The organism is Mesorhizobium sp. M0276 (assembly GCF_040321755.1).
GTDB lineage: Bacteria > Pseudomonadota > Alphaproteobacteria > Rhizobiales > Rhizobiaceae > Mesorhizobium.
The window spans coordinates 39,756-56,083 of the sequence record NZ_JAMYSC010000012.1 but is presented as its reverse complement, the minus strand read 5'-3'; the positions used below and the strand labels follow the sequence as shown (position 1 = coordinate 56,083).

Here is a 16,328-nt window from a genome sequence, read left to right as displayed (position 1 = left end):
CGCGCATGTGTCCCTGGTGCCACAGTGGCAACGCAGTCACAGCTTCGCCTTGGTTTGTCCACCTTCCGGCCAGAATCGGAACCGCCTATCGCCCCAGGTGTTGTCAGGCACCCGCGCAGCGATCGGCGCATTGACGCCTTGTTGCGATTTGAGACTTAAAGAAGGCAAACATGTCCAAAATCGAAATCGAATCCTATCGCCTGAGCCGTCGCGGCTTTCTCAACGCCGCAGCCTTAGGCGCTGCTTCGATCGCGGTTTCCGCATGCGCGACCACCGGACCGGGGCCGGTCGAGCCACCGCCGCCAGCCTATATCGAGCCGCCGCTGACCGACTATGTGACGATGTACGGCGCGATCAGTGATGGCGGCTTCGATTTGCCGGCGATCCCGTTCGACAGGATCGATCCGCAGTTCCTGCGCCAGATCGTTCCCGATCCGACCGGGCAGAAGCCGGGAACGATCGTCGTCGATACCACTGGCCATTTCCTCTACCTGGTTCGCCCGGGGGGCCAGGCAATCCGTTATGGTGTCGGCCTAGGCCGCGCCGGTTTCGAATGGTCCGGCGATGCCGTCGTCCAGTGGAAGCAGAAGTGGCCGAAATGGACGCCGCCGGATGAAATGATTGCCCGGCAGCCGGAATTGAAACCATACAGCGCCGAAAATGGCGGCATGCCCGGCGGGTTGAAGAACCCGCTCGGCGCACGCGCGCTCTATCTCTTCCAGGGCAACGTGGACACGCTTTACCGCCTGCACGGCTCGCCAGAATGGCGGTCGATCGGCAAGTCCGTCTCGTCAGGCTGCGTACGCCTGATGAACCAGGATATCATCGATCTCTATGATCGCGTGCCCTCGAAGACACCAGTTGTCGTCACCAGCGATGCCAGCCAGCCAGTGGTGGCGACTGCGAATCGCCGGGCAATCCCGATCGACGCCGGCGTGCCGGAAGGATCGATCCTGCTCGGGCCTCTGAAAGAGATCACCAACTCGATCTTCTGATCCGACGGGCGGCGGCAACGCCGCTGCCTCCGGTCCTAACGCCCCCGCGACAGGCTGCCCAGGATGCCGCGAACGATTGCCCGACCGACTGACGAGCCAACGGATCGAACCACCGACTTGATCGCCGCCTCGGCCACCGTCTGGCGGTTGGACGGGCGCGGTGCAGGCGAGCGCCTGCCATCGGATTGCGGCGCGGACTCGTCGTTGCCGAAGCCCGGAATCGTCCAGCGCGAGCGACCGCTGCCGGCCTGCTGCGCCTGCTCCTCGGCATCCTGCGCATCCTTGGCCTTTTTTTGCAGCATCTCGAAGGCCGATTTGCGATCGATGACCTGATCGTACTGGCCGGCGACCGGGCTTTCCTGGATCAGCTTCTGGCGCTCGGCCACCGTGATGGGCCCAAGCCGCGACGATGGCGGGCGTATCAGTGTCCGCTGCACCATCGACGGAACCCCCTTGGCTTCCAGCGTCGAGACCAGCGCCTCGCCTGTGGCGAGTTGAGTGATGGCGGTCATGCAATCGAAATCTGGATTAGGCCGGAACGTCTCGGCCGCCGTCTTCACCGCCTGCTGCTCGCGCGGCGTATAGGCGCGCAGCGCGTGCTGTACGCGATTGCCGAGCTGGGCGAGAACCTTTTCAGGGATATCCAAAGGGTTTTGCGTGACGAAATAGACGCCGACGCCTTTCGAGCGGATCAGCCGGACCACTTGCTCGACGCGATCGACCAGCACTTTGGGTGCTTCGTCGAACAGAAGATGCGCCTCGTCGAAGAAGAACACCAGCTTCGGCTTGTCCGGATCGCCGACTTCCGGCAGCACCTCGAACAGTTCCGACATCAGCCACAACAGGAAGGTCGCGTAAAGCCGTGGATTCATCATCAGCTTGTCGGCGGCAAGCACGCTGATGGCGCCGCGCCCGTCGCGGGTGGTGCGCATGATGTCGGCGATGCGCAGTGCCGGCTCGCCGAAGAAGTTTGCCGCGCCCTGCTGCTCCAGGACCAGCAGCGTTCGCTGGATAGCCCCGACCGATGGCTTCGTCACATTGCCGTAACGCGAGCCGATCTCCTCGGCGCGCTCGGCGATGTTGGCCAAAAGCGCCTGCAGATCCTTCATATCGAGCAGCAGCAGGCCTTCCTCGTCCGCCAGGCGGAAGGCGATGTTCATGATCCCTTCCTGCGCCTCGGTCAGGTTCATCAGGCGCGACAGAAGCAACGGCCCCATTTCCGAAACCGTGGCGCGGATAGGATGACCCTGTTCGCCGAATAGATCCCAGAAAACGACGGGGAATTCCTGGAAGTCATAGGGGTCGAGCTTGACCTGTTCTGCCCGCTTGACGAGAAAATCCTGCGCCATACCCATCATCGCGATGCCTGATAGGTCACCCTTGATGTCGGCGCAGAACACCGGCACACCGGCGTTGGAAAAACCTTCGGCCAGGATTTGCAAGGTGACGGTCTTGCCGGTACCGGTGGCGCCGGTCACCAGGCCATGACGATTGCCGTATTGCAGCAACAACTGCTCGGCACGCTGGTAGCTGTCGTCGGGCTTGCGGCTGGCGCCGATGAAAATACTGGTGTCGTCAGCCATGTGTCCGGTCTCCGCAAACTGATGTGTTTAAAGCCAGTGGCCTTGCCGCAGGTATAGTGAGGCCGTTGCACAGCGACAATGCCATTCGTTCAAGTTGGAACCATTCGTCCAAGTCGTGGCAATCGTTCAATCGCGGCAACCCTCCAATCGATTTTTTGAAGCTTGCGGATTTTGCCGCTGTTTGGCAATCGTTCATGGTTCGTGCACGTGGGCCGACCTATATCTTTTGGATCGAATTCGGCCGCTGAAAACGCATTGGATTGCGATATCGAACCGAGGACCGTAGACTGAACCGCTCCAGGCTGGTGCGGGCGCATAAAGCGAGGAAGACGGATGGCCGCCGAAGCCCTGACCAGGGATGTCGAACCAGAGAACGCCGAGCGCCAGCGATGGCGAGCCTTGGCGGAAAAGGCACTCGCCGGCGCATCCTTCGAAGAGAAGCTGGTCTCGCATACCGACGACAACATCCGCATCGAACCGCTCTACGATCGCAGCACAGCGGCAGAGCCGACCGTGCGCGCAAACCCGAAATCGCCGTGGATCGTCAGCCAGCGCATCGACGATCCGGATATCGAGCGCGCCAGAACCCAGGCTCTGGACGACGTAGCGCAAGGCGCCACGGGATTGTCACTTGTCTTCGAAGGGGCGCCGAACGCGTTCGGCTACGGCCTGCCGAGAACGGCGGAAGCACTGGAGACGGTATTGGACGGCGTACCGCTCAACCGCGTCCAGGTTCGCATCGACGCCCATCCCTGGAGCCGCGCCGTGGCCGACTGGCTGGTGGCGTTCCTGAGCAAGCGCCGGTCAGACCCGGCAAAACTCAACCTCTCCTTCGGCATCGATCCGGCGGCGATCTTCGCCGGAACCGGCCGGCTGCGCATGTCGATCGAGGCGTTGCAGGCTTCGATGCCGCAGTCGCTGGCGCATTTCTTCTCGATGGGCGTTCCGGGCGTGCTGCTGGAAGCGGACGGACGTGTGTTCCACAATGCCGGTGCGACGGAAGCGCAGGAGCTTGGCATCATGCTGGCTTCGGCGATATCCTATCTCAGAATGTTCGAGACGGCGCGGCAGCCGCTTGTCTATGCCGCGCCCCATATCGGCTTTGCGCTGAGCGTCGACCAGGATCAGTTGCTGTCTATGGCCAAGGTGCGGGCGCTGCGCAGGCTCTGGGCGCGGGTGCAGGAGACCTGCTCGATCCCCAGTTCCACGGCCAACATCCATGCCGAGACGTCGTTTCGGATGATGACAGCGATGGATCCGGAGACCAACATCCTGCGCACCACAATTGCCTGCTTTGCCGCGGCATCCGGAGGCGCCGATTCGATCTCGATCCTGCCGCACACGATCGCGCATGGCTTGCCGGCGGGGTTTGCCCGTCGTGTCGCCCGCAACACGCAGCTGATCATGGCGAATGAAAGCCATATCGATCATGTCGCCGATCCTGCCTATGGTTCCGGCGCGGTCGAAGCGCTGACCAACGAACTCTGCGAGATGGCCTGGGCGCAATTGCAAACAATCGAGGCCGAGGGCGGCATCCTGTCCAGCCTTCGGGACGGACATATCCAGAAGCGAGTTCACGCCGCGGCAGCGCAGCGCAATGCGGCCTACCAGGCAGGCGAGCGGGTCATCATCGGCACCACGCTCTACCCGCTGAAAGGCGAAAGTCCGGTCGAGACGCTGGCAGCGGAACGGCGGCCTGCCTTCACCGAAGGCGTTGCCGTCTGTGAGCCGCTGTTTCCGGTCCGCATCGACCAATCCATCGGAGCCGCCTCTTGATCCCCGATTTCAGCCAGATCGGTTGGGTCCCGCCACCCCGCACCCCCGTCGAGGTCAAAGGCCAGCGGACGACGCCGGAAGGACTTGTCGCCAAGCATCTGTACAATCAAAGCGATCTCAAGGGGTTGCCGCATCTCGACACCTATCCGGGGCTGCCGCCTTTCGTGCGCGGCCCCTACCCGACCATGTATATCCAGCAGCCCTGGACCATCCGGCAATATGCCGGCTTCTCGACGGCCGAAGAGTCCAACGCGTTTTACCGGCGCAATCTTGCCGCCGGCCAGAAGGGGCTGTCGGTCGCCTTCGATCTTGCCACGCATCGCGGCTATGACAGCGACCATCCACGCGTTGCCGGTGACGTCGGCATGGCGGGGGTAGCCATCGATTCCATCCTCGACATGCGGCAACTGTTCGACGGCATTCCGCTCGGCGAGATGACGGTGTCGATGACGATGAACGGCGCCGTGCTGCCGATCATGGCGCTCTACATCGTCGCGGCGGAAGAACAGGGCGTTGCGCAGAAGGATCTTGCCGGAACCATTCAGAACGACATCCTGAAGGAGTTCATGGTCCGCAACACCTATATCTATCCGCCGAAACCCTCGATGCGGATCGTTTCGGACATCTTCTCCTACACGTCGAAGAACATGCCGAAGTTCAATTCGATATCGATCTCCGGCTATCACATGCAGGAGGCCGGCGCGACAGCCGACCTGGAGCTTGCCTACACGATCGCCGACGGCATCGAATATGCCCGCGCCGGCGTTGCAGCGGGCCTCGATATCGACCGCTTCGCGCCGCGTCTGTCCTTCTTCTGGGCGATCGGCATGAACTTCTTTATGGAAGTCGCCAAACTGCGGGCTGCGCGCCTGCTGTGGGCGACCCTGATGAAGAAGAATTTCTTGCCCAAGGACGAGCGCTCGCTGTCGCTGCGCACCCATTGCCAGACTTCGGGCTGGTCGCTGACGGCGCAGGATCCCTACAACAACATCATACGCACCATGATCGAGGCTATGGCGGCGACGCAGGGACATACGCAGTCGCTGCACACCAATTCCTTCGACGAGGCGATGGCGCTACCGACCGACCACTCGGCACGGATCGCCCGCAATACGCAGCTCATTTTGCAAAAGGAATCCGGCACGACACGCGTTATCGATCCGTGGGGCGGCTCGGCCTATCTCGAACGGCTGACGCATGACCTGGCGGCCCGCGCGCTTGCCCACATCGAGGAGGTCGAGGCGCTCGGTGGCATGGCCGCCGCGACCGAACAGGGCATTCCCAAGCTGCGCATAGAGGAAGCGGCAGCGCGCACGCAGGCACGCATCGATTCCGGCGAACAGATGCTGGTTGGCGTCAATGCCTATCGTCCCGAGAAGGACATGGAGGTCGACGTGCTGAAGATCGACAATGCCGAGGTCAGGGCCAGGCAATTGTCGAAGTTGCAACGGCTGAAGGGCACGCGCGACGTCGCCGCCGTCGAAACCGCACTCGATGCGCTGACCCGTGCCGCACAGGGCAACGAAAACCTGCTGGAGTTCGCCATCCGGGCCGCGCGAGCCAATGCCACGGTAGGCGAGATTTCATTCGCGTTGGAAAGAACCTTTGGGCGCCATGTCGCTACGGTGCAGACCATTTCTGGCGTCTATCGCAAAGCCCTTGGCGATCATCCCGTTGTCGACGGGCTGCAGGAGAAGGTTGACGCCTTCGAGAAGAAAACCGGAGGCAAGCCGCGTATACTCGTCGCCAAGATGGGACAGGACGGCCATGATCGTGGGCAGAAGGTTATCGCCACGGCCTTCGCCGATCTCGGCTTCGACGTCACCGTCGGAGCGATGTTCCAGACACCCGATGAGATCGCCAGGCTGGCGGTCGCTCAGGACGTCCACATCGTCGGCGCCTCGTCGCTGGCTGCAGGGCATCTGACGCTGATCCCCGAGTTACGTGACTCGCTGAAGAAGCTCGGCCGCGGCGACATGCTGATCGTCGCCGGCGGTGTCATCCCTCCTCAGGACTATGACGCGGTGCTGAAAGCAGGCGCGGCTGAGATATTCCCGCCGGGCACGGTCATTCCGGAAGCAGCGGATCGGTTGCTCGACCGGCTGCTTTCGGCTTGACAGGCTTGTTATAATAACTTGTTATAATAACTGTTGCAACGCACGGCGCTTGTGTTATAATCGACGTTGCAACAGGATAATCCATCATGAACACCATCATTCGCAAGATCGGTAATTCCGAAGGCGTGATCCTGCCCAAGGATCTGCTCGATCGTCTTAACATGAAGGCAGGCGATCAGCTTCAGATCGTCGAAACGGACAAGGGTATTGCTCTCGAGCCGGTGGACGACAGTTTCGAACGGCAGATGGAAGCTGCTCGCAAGGTCATGGACAAATACAAGGTCGCACTTCAGAAGCTCGCAGAATGAACTGGGAGTTCCTGACCCGACGCGCGGTCGAAGCGATGCATGCCGAGCAGTTGCTCAGGCATGGCGGGGCACAAGGTTTGAGAGACGAGAACGCTCTCGAATCAGCGCTCTCACGCGCTGAAAATAAGGCGAACTATGGGGATCCGGCGATCGAGGATCTCGCTGCCGCCTATGTCTTTGGTATTGCCCGGAATCATGCCTTTGTCGACGGCAACAAGCGTACCGCCATCGTGGCCGCCGGCGCATTTTTGATTGTGAACGGCCATGTCCTGACAGCCGATAACGGCACACTCTACGAATTCGTCATGGCAGTCGCTTCAGGCGAAATCGATGAAGCGGGCGCTGCAGCGTTCTTCCGGGACCATGTCGTCAAGCTCGAAGACTAGCTGTCGGAAAGCTTGACGATTTCCCATTCCTTGCCGTTGACCACGGCTACGTCGCCGACTTTCTTGCCGAACAGCGCGACGGCCATCGGCGACACGTGCGAAATCGTGCCCTTTGCCGGATCCGCCTCATCCTCGCCGACGATTTTCCAGTGCACCTTCCTGCCGTCATCGCCCTCAAGCGTGACGCCCATGCCGAAGCGTACAAGGTCGCTGCCCGGTTCCGGCACGGAGAGTTCGGCGCTTTCACGCCGGGCGGTCCAGTAGCGTAGGTCGCGTGACACCAACGCGATGCGCTCGCGGTCTGCCTTCCTTTCGGCTTTCGCCAGTATATCGCGCAAATCGGAAAGATTGTCCTCGATCTGCGCCAGCCCGCGCTCCGTCACCAGATTGCGGTGGTGGCTGATCGGTCGCTCACCGACACCGGCAATGGCGTTTTCGCTGTCTTCCTCGCGAGTGAAAGCTCTGCTCATTCCCTGAACTTAGGCGCGGAAAGGCTGCTCGACAAGCGAATGTCGTTGCCCTCGACCGGAGAGGCGGACTGGCTGGCACGATTCCTGCGGTGCAAGGGTCAAAAGCCAGGACCTGTGCCGATGTTGAACAGACGAACGCTGCTGATCGGAACCGCCGGCTTTGCCGTCGTGGGCCTATCGCTTGGCAAGACGGCGGCCGCCGGCCTGACCGGTATCGAGAAAGCCTCTATGCGCGGTTCGATCAATGCCACGGAACTTGGCGCGCAGCCCGGCACCCTCGACGATCAGAGCAAGGCCTTCGCCAAGCTGCTGCGCGACGCAAACGATCGCGACATGCCGGTGTTCCTGCCGCCGGGCACCTATGTCGTATCCAACATCTCGCTGCCCGGCCGCGTGCGTCTTTCCGGCGTGCCGGGCGCAACGCGCATCGTCTATGGCGGCGACGGTCACCTGTTCATGGCCGAGCAGGCCGACCATATCGAACTCGGCGGGCTGGTCTTCGACGGTGCAAACCGCTCGATGGGCGACTACGCGCAAGGGCTGCTCGATCTGCGCCGGGTCGCGCATCTGGTCGTCGACAATTGCCAGATCACCGGCAGCGGCAAGAGCGGACTGGCGCTGGAACACGCGGCGGGCCGGGTCGAACGTTCGGAGATATCGGGGGCTGCCGATGCCGGCATCTATTCGGTCGAGGCCGGGGGGCTGGCAATCACGGGCAACACCGTCTCAGACTGCGCCAATGGCGGCATTCTCGTGCACCGCTGGCAGGCGGCGGAAGACGGTACCATCGTTACCGGCAACCGCGTCGAACGGGTCCAGGCGCGCAGCGGCGGGACCGGTCAGAACGGCAATGGCATCAATGCTTTCCGGGCCGGCAATGTAGTCATTTCAGGCAATATCGTCTCCGACTGCGCCTTCTCGGCGATCCGCGCCAACAGCGCCAGCAATCTGCAGATATCGGGCAATACCTGCTCGCGTTCCGGCGAAACAGCCGTTTACTCCGAGTTCTCGTTCGAAGGCGCCATCATCAGCAACAACATCGTCGATGGAGCCGCCAACGGCATCTCGATCGTGAACTTCAACGAAGGCGGCCGTATGGGCGTCTGCTCTGGCAACATCGTGCGCAATCTGTCGACCAGCGGTCCCTACCCCGCCGACTCGCCTGGATTCGGCGTCGGCATTGGCGTTGAGGCCGACACGACCGTTTCCAACAATGTCATCGAGAACGCGCCGCTCTACGGCATGCAGATTGGCTGGGGGCCGTATCTGCGCAATGTCGTTGCCACCGGTAACATCATCCGCAAGGTAGGTACCGGCATCGTCGTGTCGGTGGTCGAGGGCGCCGGCACGGCGGTCATTTCAGACAATGTCATCGACAGCGCGCAGAATGGCGCCATTGTTGGCCAACGCTGGGCCCAGCCGGCGACAGGCGATCTCACCTCGTCAAACGATACCGGATATGCGCATCTGACCGTCGAGCGCAATCACGCCAGTTGAGGGCCGTTTTAATTCAAGGCGCCGGTGGGCCTCAGCGCCCCGACCTTGGCACCGTTCCGGCTTTTGATGGGCACGTTTGCCAGTACGTTTAGCTTTGACGCCAGGGCCTCGTCGGCGCGCAGCAGTTTGGCAAGAACGGCGGCAACCATGGCTTCGCCGGCGCGGCCGGCGCCATCATCGCATTTGAGTGCAATGCCGAGACCAAGTTCCGGAACTGCTGCACAATAGACGCCTTCGGCGCCGCCTTTCGTAAAAATCCGCCCTGGTGCGGCCTCCATCAGCGCGACGTCTTCGCGGCCGGTGCCGGCAACGAAGAACGGCTCGGCCATGCAGGCAGCCAGCAGACGCTTCGCGGCCTTGGCTCGCTCGGGACCAAAACCATTTGTCGTTGCCATGCGGGCAAAGCCAAGCGCGAAGCTCCGGAGCGGCACCGCATAGGTCGGGATCGAGCAGCCATCGGTCGCCCGCTCGTCCGCGCCATGGACAGCGCCCGTCACCGCCTGCATGGCGTCTCGCACCATCTCCTGCAGGCCGTGCCCCGGCTTGACATAGCCGCGGTGCGCAATGCCGGCGTGGACGCATGTGCAGAGGAACCCGGAATGCTTGCCGGAGCAATTGTTATGCAATGCGTTCGGCGAGCCGCCGGCGCGGGCGAGTGCAATCTCGGCGTCATGATTGGACGGCCAATGCGTGCCGCATTCGAGTGCCGAGCCGTCCAGCCCGGCCTTGGCCAGCATCGATCGCGCCAGTTCGACATGCGCCGGCTCGCCCGAATGGGACGCGCAGGCGAGCGCCAGTTCGCGGTTGCCGAAGCCATAGGCGTCGGCCGCGCCGCTTTCGACCAGCGGCAATGCCTGGATCGCCTTGACCGCGGAGCGCGGAAACACCGGCTTGGCCGTGTCGCCAATCTCCCAAACCGGTTTGCCATCGGCATCGAAGACGGCGACCGCGCCACGATGCGCGCTCTCGACGAGCGCGCCGCGCAACACTTCGATCAGAACCGGATTTGTCATGGCTACCCCGCAAAAATACGGGCTGCTTCTACCTGATCCGGTCCAATATTGAAACGTAGTTGGCGACCGCCGCACCGCCCATATTGAAGATGCCGCCGAGTTTTGCACCGGGCACCTGGATACCGCCGGCCTCGCCGACAAGCTGCATGGCGGTCAAGACATGCATGGACACGCCTGTGGCGCCGATCGGGTGGCCCTTGGCCTTCAACCCGCCGGACGGATTGACCGGCAGGCGGCCATCCTTGGCCGTTGTGCCGTCCAGCGCCAGTCTGGCGCCCTCTCCCGGCTTGGCCAGACCCATCGCCTCGTATTCGATCAGTTCGGCAATGGTGAAGCAGTCATGCGTTTCGACGAAGGAGAGATCGTCGAGCGTCACACCGGCCGATTTCAGCGCCCGGTTCCAAGCCTGTTCGCAGCCTTCGAAGGTCAGGATGTCGCGCTTCGACATCGGCAGGAAATCCTGCACATGTTCGTTGGCGCGGAAGGCAACGGCGCGGCGCATCTTCAGTGCCGTCGCGGTGTCGGCGAGGACAAGGGCGGCGGCGCCGTCGGAGACCAGCGAGCAGTCGGTGCGCTTCAGGGGACCGGCAACGAAAGGGTTCTTTTCGCTTTCCTGGCGGCAGAACTCATAGCCAAAATCCTTGCGCATCTGCGCATAGGGATTGTCGACACCGTTCTTGTGGTTCTTGGCGGCGATCATGGCGAGTGCGTCCGACTGGTCGCCATAGCGCTGGAAATAGGCCTGCGCGATCTTGCCGAAGACACCGGCGAAACCCGCAGGGGTGTCGCCATCCTCGGGCAGATAGGAGGCCTTGAGCAGGTTCTTGCCGATCTCCGGCCCGGGCGTCGTCGTCATCTGCTCGGCGCCGACCACCAGCACGATGCGGGCAGCATTGGCGTCGATGGCGCGGATGCCTTGCCGGACCGCCGCCGAGCCTGTGGCGCAAGCGTTTTCGACGCGCGTCGCCGGCTTGAAGCGCAGCCGGTCGTCCGCCTGAAGCACCAGGCTGGCGGTGAAATCCTGCGCCGAAAAACCGGCGTTGAAATGGCCGAGCACGATCTCGTCGACCTCGTCAGGACCGATGCCGGCATGGTCGAGCGCGTCCGTTGCCACTTTGACGATGAGGTTTTCGAGCGTTTCGCCCTCGAGCTTGCCGAAGCGCGAATGCGCCCAGCCAACGATGCATGCGGTCATGGCGGCCTCCATTCTTTAGCGCCAGCCTAGCATGTGGGCTCAAGGCGCACCTCGCATTTATTGTTCAAAGATAAACAGTCCTGCCCGCTTCGTGAAGGGCTGCAAGCCGACAATCGCTTGGTACAAACGAAACCAGTGTCGATTTTTTTGTTGATTGACCCGTCAATAAAAAATAATCCTGTTTCAAAGGATCATAGCGAAATGCCGAAAGTCGGAATGGAACCGCTGCGCCGCAAGGCGCTGATCAACGCGACGATCTCGGCGATCGGCGAGCGTGGCTCGCTCGACGTGACCATGTCTGAGATTGCCGGGCGCGCCGGCGTTTCATCGGCCCTTGCCCATCATTATTTCGGCGCCAAGGACGAGCTAATGCTGGCGACGATGCGCCATATCCTGGCCGAGCTGACCGCCGACACGTTGCGCGCCCTTGGTTCGGCCGGCACACCGCGCGAACGCGTCTCGGCGGTGGTCGCCGTCAACTTCTCCGACATTCAGTTTCAGCCGCAAACCATCGCCTCCTGGCTTGCCTTCTATGTCGAGGCACAGAAGTCATCAGCCTTGCGCCGGCTGCTCAGGGTCTACGCGCGGCGGCTCCATTCGAACCTGATGAGCGGTCTGACCGGGATCTTGCCCAGAGCCGAAGCCGACCGCGTCGCCGAAGCGACGGCGGCGATGATCGACGGGCTCTACATCAGGCGGGCGCTGAAGGACGGCTTGCCTGATGCTGCGACCGCCATTGCGCTGGTCGAAGACTATCTCGAAACCAAACTTGGCGAGCGGCGCAAACAGTGACAACGAAGCGACCCAATTTCCTGATCGTCATGGTCGATCAGCTCAACGGGACCCTGTTTCCGGACGGCCCGGCAGAGTTTCTGCACGTACCGCACCTGAAAGCCTTGGCCGCACGTTCGGCGCGCTTTGCCAACAACTACACGGCGTCGCCGCTCTGCGCGCCGGGCCGTGCCTCGTTCATGAGCGGGCAATTACCGTCGCGCACTGGTGTCTATGACAATGCGGCTGAATTCGCCTCATCGATCCCGACCTTCGCCCATCATCTTCGCGCAGCCGGCTACTACACCTGCCTGTCGGGCAAGATGCATTTCGTCGGGCCGGATCAGCTACACGGTTTCGAGGAGCGGCTGACCACTGACATCTACCCGGCCGATTTCGGCTGGACGCCGGATTACCGCAAGCCCGGCGAGCGCATCGAATGGTGGTACCACAATCTTGGTTCGGTCACGGGCGCCGGCGTCGCCGAGACGACCAACCAGATGGAATATGACGACGAGGTCGTGTTCCTCGCCACGCAAAAGCTCTATCAGCTTGCGCGCGAACAGGACGATGCGAACCACCGGCCCTGGTGTCTCACCGTCTCGCTGTCGCACCCGCACGATCCATACGTCGCGCGCAAGCAGTATTGGGATCTCTATGAGCATTGCCAGGCGCTGGACCCGGAAACCGGGTTCATCGCGGATGACGAGCAGGATGCGCATTCCCGGCGGCTGTACCACGCCAGCGACTATCCCTCATTCGAGATCACGCCGGAACAGGTGCGGCGTTCGCGGCGCGGCTATTTCGCCAATATCTCCTATGTCGACGACAAGCTCGGCGAACTCCTGGACGTCCTCGAGCGCACGCGCATGCTCGACGACACAATCATCCTGTTCTGCTCGGACCATGGCGACATGCTCGGCGAGCGGGGCCTGTGGTTCAAGATGAGCTTCTTCGAGGGTTCGGCGCGGGTGCCGCTGATGATTGCCGGCAAAGGCGTCCCCGCCGGGCTGATCGAGGCGCCGGTTTCCAATCTTGACGTGACACCGACGCTTTGCGACCTCGCCGGCTTCGACATCGCCGCGATCGCGCCATGGACCGACGGCCAGTCGCTGCTGCCGCTCGCCAATGGCGGGCAGCGCACGGCACCCGTGTTGATGGAGTATGCCGCCGAAGGTTCTTCCGCGCCACTCGTTGCAATCCGTGAAGGCAGATACAAATTCGTCCATTGCGAGCTCGATCCGCCTCAACTGTTCGATCTCGAAGCCGATCCGCTCGAGCGAAACAATCTGGCCGACGATCCCGTCCATGCTGGCCTGGTGGTGGCATTCATGGACAAGATCCGGGGGCGCTGGGACATGGCCGGCTTCGACGCCGCCGTGCGCGAAAGCCAGGCGCGTCGCTGGGTGGTCTATCCGGCGCTGCGCAACGGCGCTTATTACCCCTGGGATTTCCAGCCCCTGCAGAGGGCTTCGGAGCGGTTCATGCGAAACCACATGAACCTCGACAATCTCGAAGAGAGCAAAAGGTATCCGCGGGGCGAATGATGACAACAGCGCTCGTCCCCTCCCTCGATCACCTTAGACAGGCCTATGCCGTTACCTCCCAGGCGACGCAGATCACGCCGCTGCTGGAATCCGCGGCACTGGCCAGAGAAACCGGTGCCTCTCGTGTTTTCGTCAAGCCGGAATCGCTGCAATGGGCAGGCTCGTTCAAGGTGCGTGGCGCCTACTGGCGTCTGAAGCAGCTTTCGGCCGATGAAGCTAAGGAAGGCGTCGTCGCCTACTCCTCCGGCAACTTCGCGCAAGGGCTGGCGGCTGCCGGCCAGGCGCTTGGCATTCCCGTCACCATCGTCATGCCGATCGACGCACCAGCCGCCAAGCGCGACGCAACGGCGGGCTATGGTGCCCGCGTCGTGCTGACCGACCATGGCGAGCGCGCGCGAGAAGAGGTTGCCGCCGCCAAGGCGCGCGAGATCGCCGAGACCGAAGGTCTGGCCCTGCTGCATCCGTTCGACGATCCGGAGATTGTCGCCGGCCAGGCGGGTGCCGGCCTCGAAGCGCTCGACCAGCTTGAGGCCAAGGGTGCCAGCGCCGAGGTCTTGTTCTGCTCGGTCGGTGGCGGCGGGTTGATCGGTGGCGTTTCGCTCGCCTTCCACTATCTGTCGCCCGCCACTGAAATCATCGGCGTCGAGCCGGAAGGTTTCAATGGCATGGGCGCGTCGCTGGCGCATGGCAGCATCGAGACCATGCCGATCGGCCCGAAGTCGATCTGCGATGGGCTGATGTCGCGACGGCCGGGCGACGCGCCGTTCGCGGCGGTCAAGACCGCCGGTGTTCGCGGCGTCACCGTCGATGATCAATCGGTACGGCGCGCCATGCGGATCGCCTTCGAGCGCATGAAGCTGGTGCTCGAACCGTCGGGCGCGGCGTCGCTGGCGGCACTGCTCGGCGGCAAGGTGGATGTGAAGGACAAGACCGTCCTTGTTGTGGCTACCGGCGGCAATGTCTCGCTCGCCGATTTTATGGCGCATATGAACCATGCTTGAAGCAGATTTCGTCATCATCGGCTCCGGCTCGGCCGGCTCGGCCATGGCCTATCGCCTGTCGGAGGACGGCAAGCATTCGGTCATCGTCATCGAGTTCGGCGGCAGCGATATCGGGCCGCTGATCCAGATGCCGTCGGCCCTGTCGATACCGCTCAACATGAGTCTCTATGACTGGGGCTTTGCCAGCGAGCCGGAGCCGCATCTTGGCGGCCGCGTGCTGGCAACGCCACGCGGCAAGGTCATCGGCGGCTCGTCCTCGATCAACGGCATGGTCTATGTGCGCGGCCATGCGCGCGACTTCGACCATTGGGCCGAAGAGGGTGCGGCCGGCTGGGGGTTTGCCGATGTGCTCCCCTATTTCAAGCGCATGGAGGACTCCGACGGCGGCGAGGATGGCTGGCGCGGTCACGGCGGGCCGCTGCACGTTCAGCGCGGTTCGCGCCGCAATCCGCTCTACGGGGCCTTTGTCGAGGCCGGCCGCCAGGCCGGGTTCGAACTGACCGACGACTACAACGGTTCCAAGCAAGAAGGTTTTGGGCCGATGGAGCAAACCATCAGCGGCGGCCGCCGCTGGTCGGCGGCATCGGCCTATCTGAAGCCGGCGCTCGGACGCAAAAATGTGAGTCTCGTCAAGGGCTTTGCGCGGCGGGTGATCATCGAGAATCAACGCGCCATCGGTGTCGAGATCGAAGCTCACAAACAGGTTCAGGTCGTTAAGGCGCGACGCGAGGTGATCGTCGCCGCATCGTCGATCAACTCACCCAAGATCCTGATGCTTTCGGGCATCGGCCCGGCCGAGCATCTGCGCGAGAACGGCATTCCAGTGCTGGCCGACCGGCCTGGCGTCGGCCGCAATTTGCAGGACCACATGGAGCTCTATATCCAGCAGGAATCCTTGCTGCCGATCACGCTCAATTCAGTGCTCAACCCATTCTCGAAGGCGCGCATCGGCGCGCAATGGCTGTTTTTCAAGACCGGGCTTGGCGCAACCAACCATTTCGAGGCTGCCGCCTTCGTGCGCTCGCGCGCCGGCGTCGACTACCCTGATATTCAGTACCACTTCATTCCGGCCGCGGTCCGCTATGACGGCAAGGCGGCGGCGAAGTCGCATGGCTTCCAGGCGCATGTCGGGCCGATGCGGTCGAAGTCGCGCGGCTCGGTGACGCTGCGCTCGCCGGACCCGAAATCGAAGCCGGTGATCCGCTTCAACTACATGTCGCATCCAGACGACTGGACGGAGTTCCGCCACTGCATCCGGCTGACGCGCGAAATCTTCGGCCAGTCGGCTTTCGATCCCTATCGTGGCCAGGAAATCTCGCCGGGCAGCCAAGTGCAATCGGACGATGATCTCGACGTCTTCATTCGCGACCACGCCGAGAGCGCCTATCATCCCTGCGGCACCTGCAAGATGGGCCGAGCCGACGACATGATGAGCGTGGTCGATCCGGAGTGCCGGGTCATCGGTGTCGACGGCTTGCGGGTCGCCGATTCCTCGATCTTCCCGCGTGTCACCAACGGCAACCTCAATGCGCCATCGATCATGACCGGCGAGAAGGCTTCCGACCACATCCTTGGCCGCACGCCGCTGGCGCCGTCCAACCAGGAACCATGGATCAATCCACGCTGGCAGGCGTCGGACAGATAGAGCATGATCCACCCGACAGATCGA

14 protein-coding genes are annotated in these 16,328 nt (G+C 62.5%); 10 read left to right on the top strand and 4 right to left on the bottom strand.

Annotation, left to right across the window (positions count from 1 at the left end; genetic code table 11):
* Window positions 1-170: 170 nt before the first annotated feature.
* Entirely contained in the window at window positions 171-995 is an 825-nt protein-coding gene (locus tag NKJ01_RS11770; protein WP_023760498.1) for a L,D-transpeptidase, read from the top strand.
* Between the two features lie 35 nt (window positions 996-1,030).
* Here NKJ01_RS11770 and NKJ01_RS11765 read toward each other — a convergent pair whose 3' ends face one another.
* Complete coding sequence (locus tag NKJ01_RS11765; RefSeq protein WP_352728082.1) at window positions 1,031-2,578, bottom strand: helicase HerA-like C-terminal domain-containing protein; 1,548 nt, start codon at window positions 2,576-2,578, stop codon at window positions 1,031-1,033.
* Between the two features lie 333 nt (window positions 2,579-2,911).
* On the opposite strand from NKJ01_RS11765, the gene NKJ01_RS11760 reads away from it, so the two are divergent.
* The 4 genes from NKJ01_RS11760 to NKJ01_RS11745 all read left to right on the top strand — a co-directional run bounded on the left by NKJ01_RS11760 (window position 2,912) and on the right by NKJ01_RS11745 (window position 7,165).
* Window positions 2,912-4,354: a methylmalonyl-CoA mutase subunit beta gene (locus NKJ01_RS11760; protein ID WP_352606696.1), complete on the top strand. Its 1,443-nt coding sequence runs from the start codon at window positions 2,912-2,914 to the stop codon at window positions 4,352-4,354.
* Window positions 4,351-6,471: a methylmalonyl-CoA mutase gene (scpA, locus tag NKJ01_RS11755; protein ID WP_352728080.1), complete on the top strand. Its 2,121-nt coding sequence runs from the start codon at window positions 4,351-4,353 to the stop codon at window positions 6,469-6,471. Before NKJ01_RS11760 ends, scpA begins: the two co-directional genes overlap by 4 nt.
* 86 nt (window positions 6,472-6,557) lie before the next feature.
* Window positions 6,558-6,779 carry an AbrB/MazE/SpoVT family DNA-binding domain-containing protein gene (locus NKJ01_RS11750; RefSeq protein ID WP_352728078.1) on the top strand — a complete coding sequence of 74 codons (222 nt, stop codon included), beginning with the start codon at window positions 6,558-6,560 and terminating at the stop codon, window positions 6,777-6,779.
* On the top strand, window positions 6,776-7,165 hold the full coding sequence (locus NKJ01_RS11745) for a type II toxin-antitoxin system death-on-curing family toxin (RefSeq protein WP_352728076.1): 390 nt from the start codon (window positions 6,776-6,778) through the stop codon (window positions 7,163-7,165). Before NKJ01_RS11750 ends, NKJ01_RS11745 begins: the two co-directional genes overlap by 4 nt.
* On the opposite strand, the gene greA is transcribed toward NKJ01_RS11745, so the two are convergent.
* Window positions 7,162-7,635: a transcription elongation factor GreA gene (gene greA, locus NKJ01_RS11740; RefSeq protein WP_023760505.1), complete on the bottom strand. Its 474-nt coding sequence runs from the start codon at window positions 7,633-7,635 to the stop codon at window positions 7,162-7,164. The genes NKJ01_RS11745 and greA overlap by 4 nt on opposite strands.
* A 120-nt stretch (window positions 7,636-7,755) precedes the next feature.
* Between greA and NKJ01_RS11735 the strand changes: the two genes are divergently transcribed.
* Window positions 7,756-9,132: a TIGR03808 family TAT-translocated repetitive protein gene (locus NKJ01_RS11735; protein ID WP_352728074.1), complete on the top strand. Its 1,377-nt coding sequence runs from the start codon at window positions 7,756-7,758 to the stop codon at window positions 9,130-9,132.
* A gap of 8 nt (window positions 9,133-9,140) precedes the next feature.
* On the opposite strand, the gene NKJ01_RS11730 is transcribed toward NKJ01_RS11735, so the two are convergent.
* Together NKJ01_RS11730 and NKJ01_RS11725 are read right to left on the bottom strand one after the other, a co-directional pair.
* Window positions 9,141-10,145: an asparaginase gene (locus tag NKJ01_RS11730; RefSeq protein WP_352728072.1), complete on the bottom strand. Its 1,005-nt coding sequence runs from the start codon at window positions 10,143-10,145 to the stop codon at window positions 9,141-9,143.
* A 28-nt stretch (window positions 10,146-10,173) separates the two neighbouring features.
* Window positions 10,174-11,340 carry an acetyl-CoA acetyltransferase gene (locus tag NKJ01_RS11725; protein WP_352606685.1) on the bottom strand — a complete coding sequence of 389 codons (1,167 nt, stop codon included), beginning with the start codon at window positions 11,338-11,340 and terminating at the stop codon, window positions 10,174-10,176.
* A gap of 201 nt (window positions 11,341-11,541) precedes the next feature.
* Here NKJ01_RS11725 and betI point away from each other — a divergent pair, with 201 nt between their 5' ends.
* From betI to betA, 4 genes are read left to right on the top strand one after another with little or no spacing between them, the layout of a single operon-like run.
* Window positions 11,542-12,132, top strand: coding sequence for a choline-binding transcriptional repressor BetI (gene betI / locus NKJ01_RS11720; RefSeq protein ID WP_352728070.1), 591 nt, complete (start codon window positions 11,542-11,544; stop codon window positions 12,130-12,132).
* On the top strand, window positions 12,129-13,658 hold the full coding sequence (betC, locus tag NKJ01_RS11715) for a choline-sulfatase (protein ID WP_352728068.1): 1,530 nt from the start codon (window positions 12,129-12,131) through the stop codon (window positions 13,656-13,658). Before betI ends, betC begins: the two co-directional genes overlap by 4 nt.
* Window positions 13,658-14,659, top strand: a complete 1,002-nt coding sequence (locus tag NKJ01_RS11710; protein WP_352728066.1) for a threonine/serine dehydratase family protein — start codon at window positions 13,658-13,660, stop codon at window positions 14,657-14,659. The genes betC and NKJ01_RS11710 overlap by 1 nt, the downstream gene beginning before the upstream one ends.
* Window positions 14,652-16,304 (top strand): choline dehydrogenase, encoded by a 1,653-nt coding sequence (betA, locus tag NKJ01_RS11705; protein WP_352728064.1) that lies wholly within the window; start codon window positions 14,652-14,654, stop codon window positions 16,302-16,304. The genes NKJ01_RS11710 and betA overlap by 8 nt, the downstream gene beginning before the upstream one ends.
* Window positions 16,305-16,328: the final 24 nt, after the last annotated feature.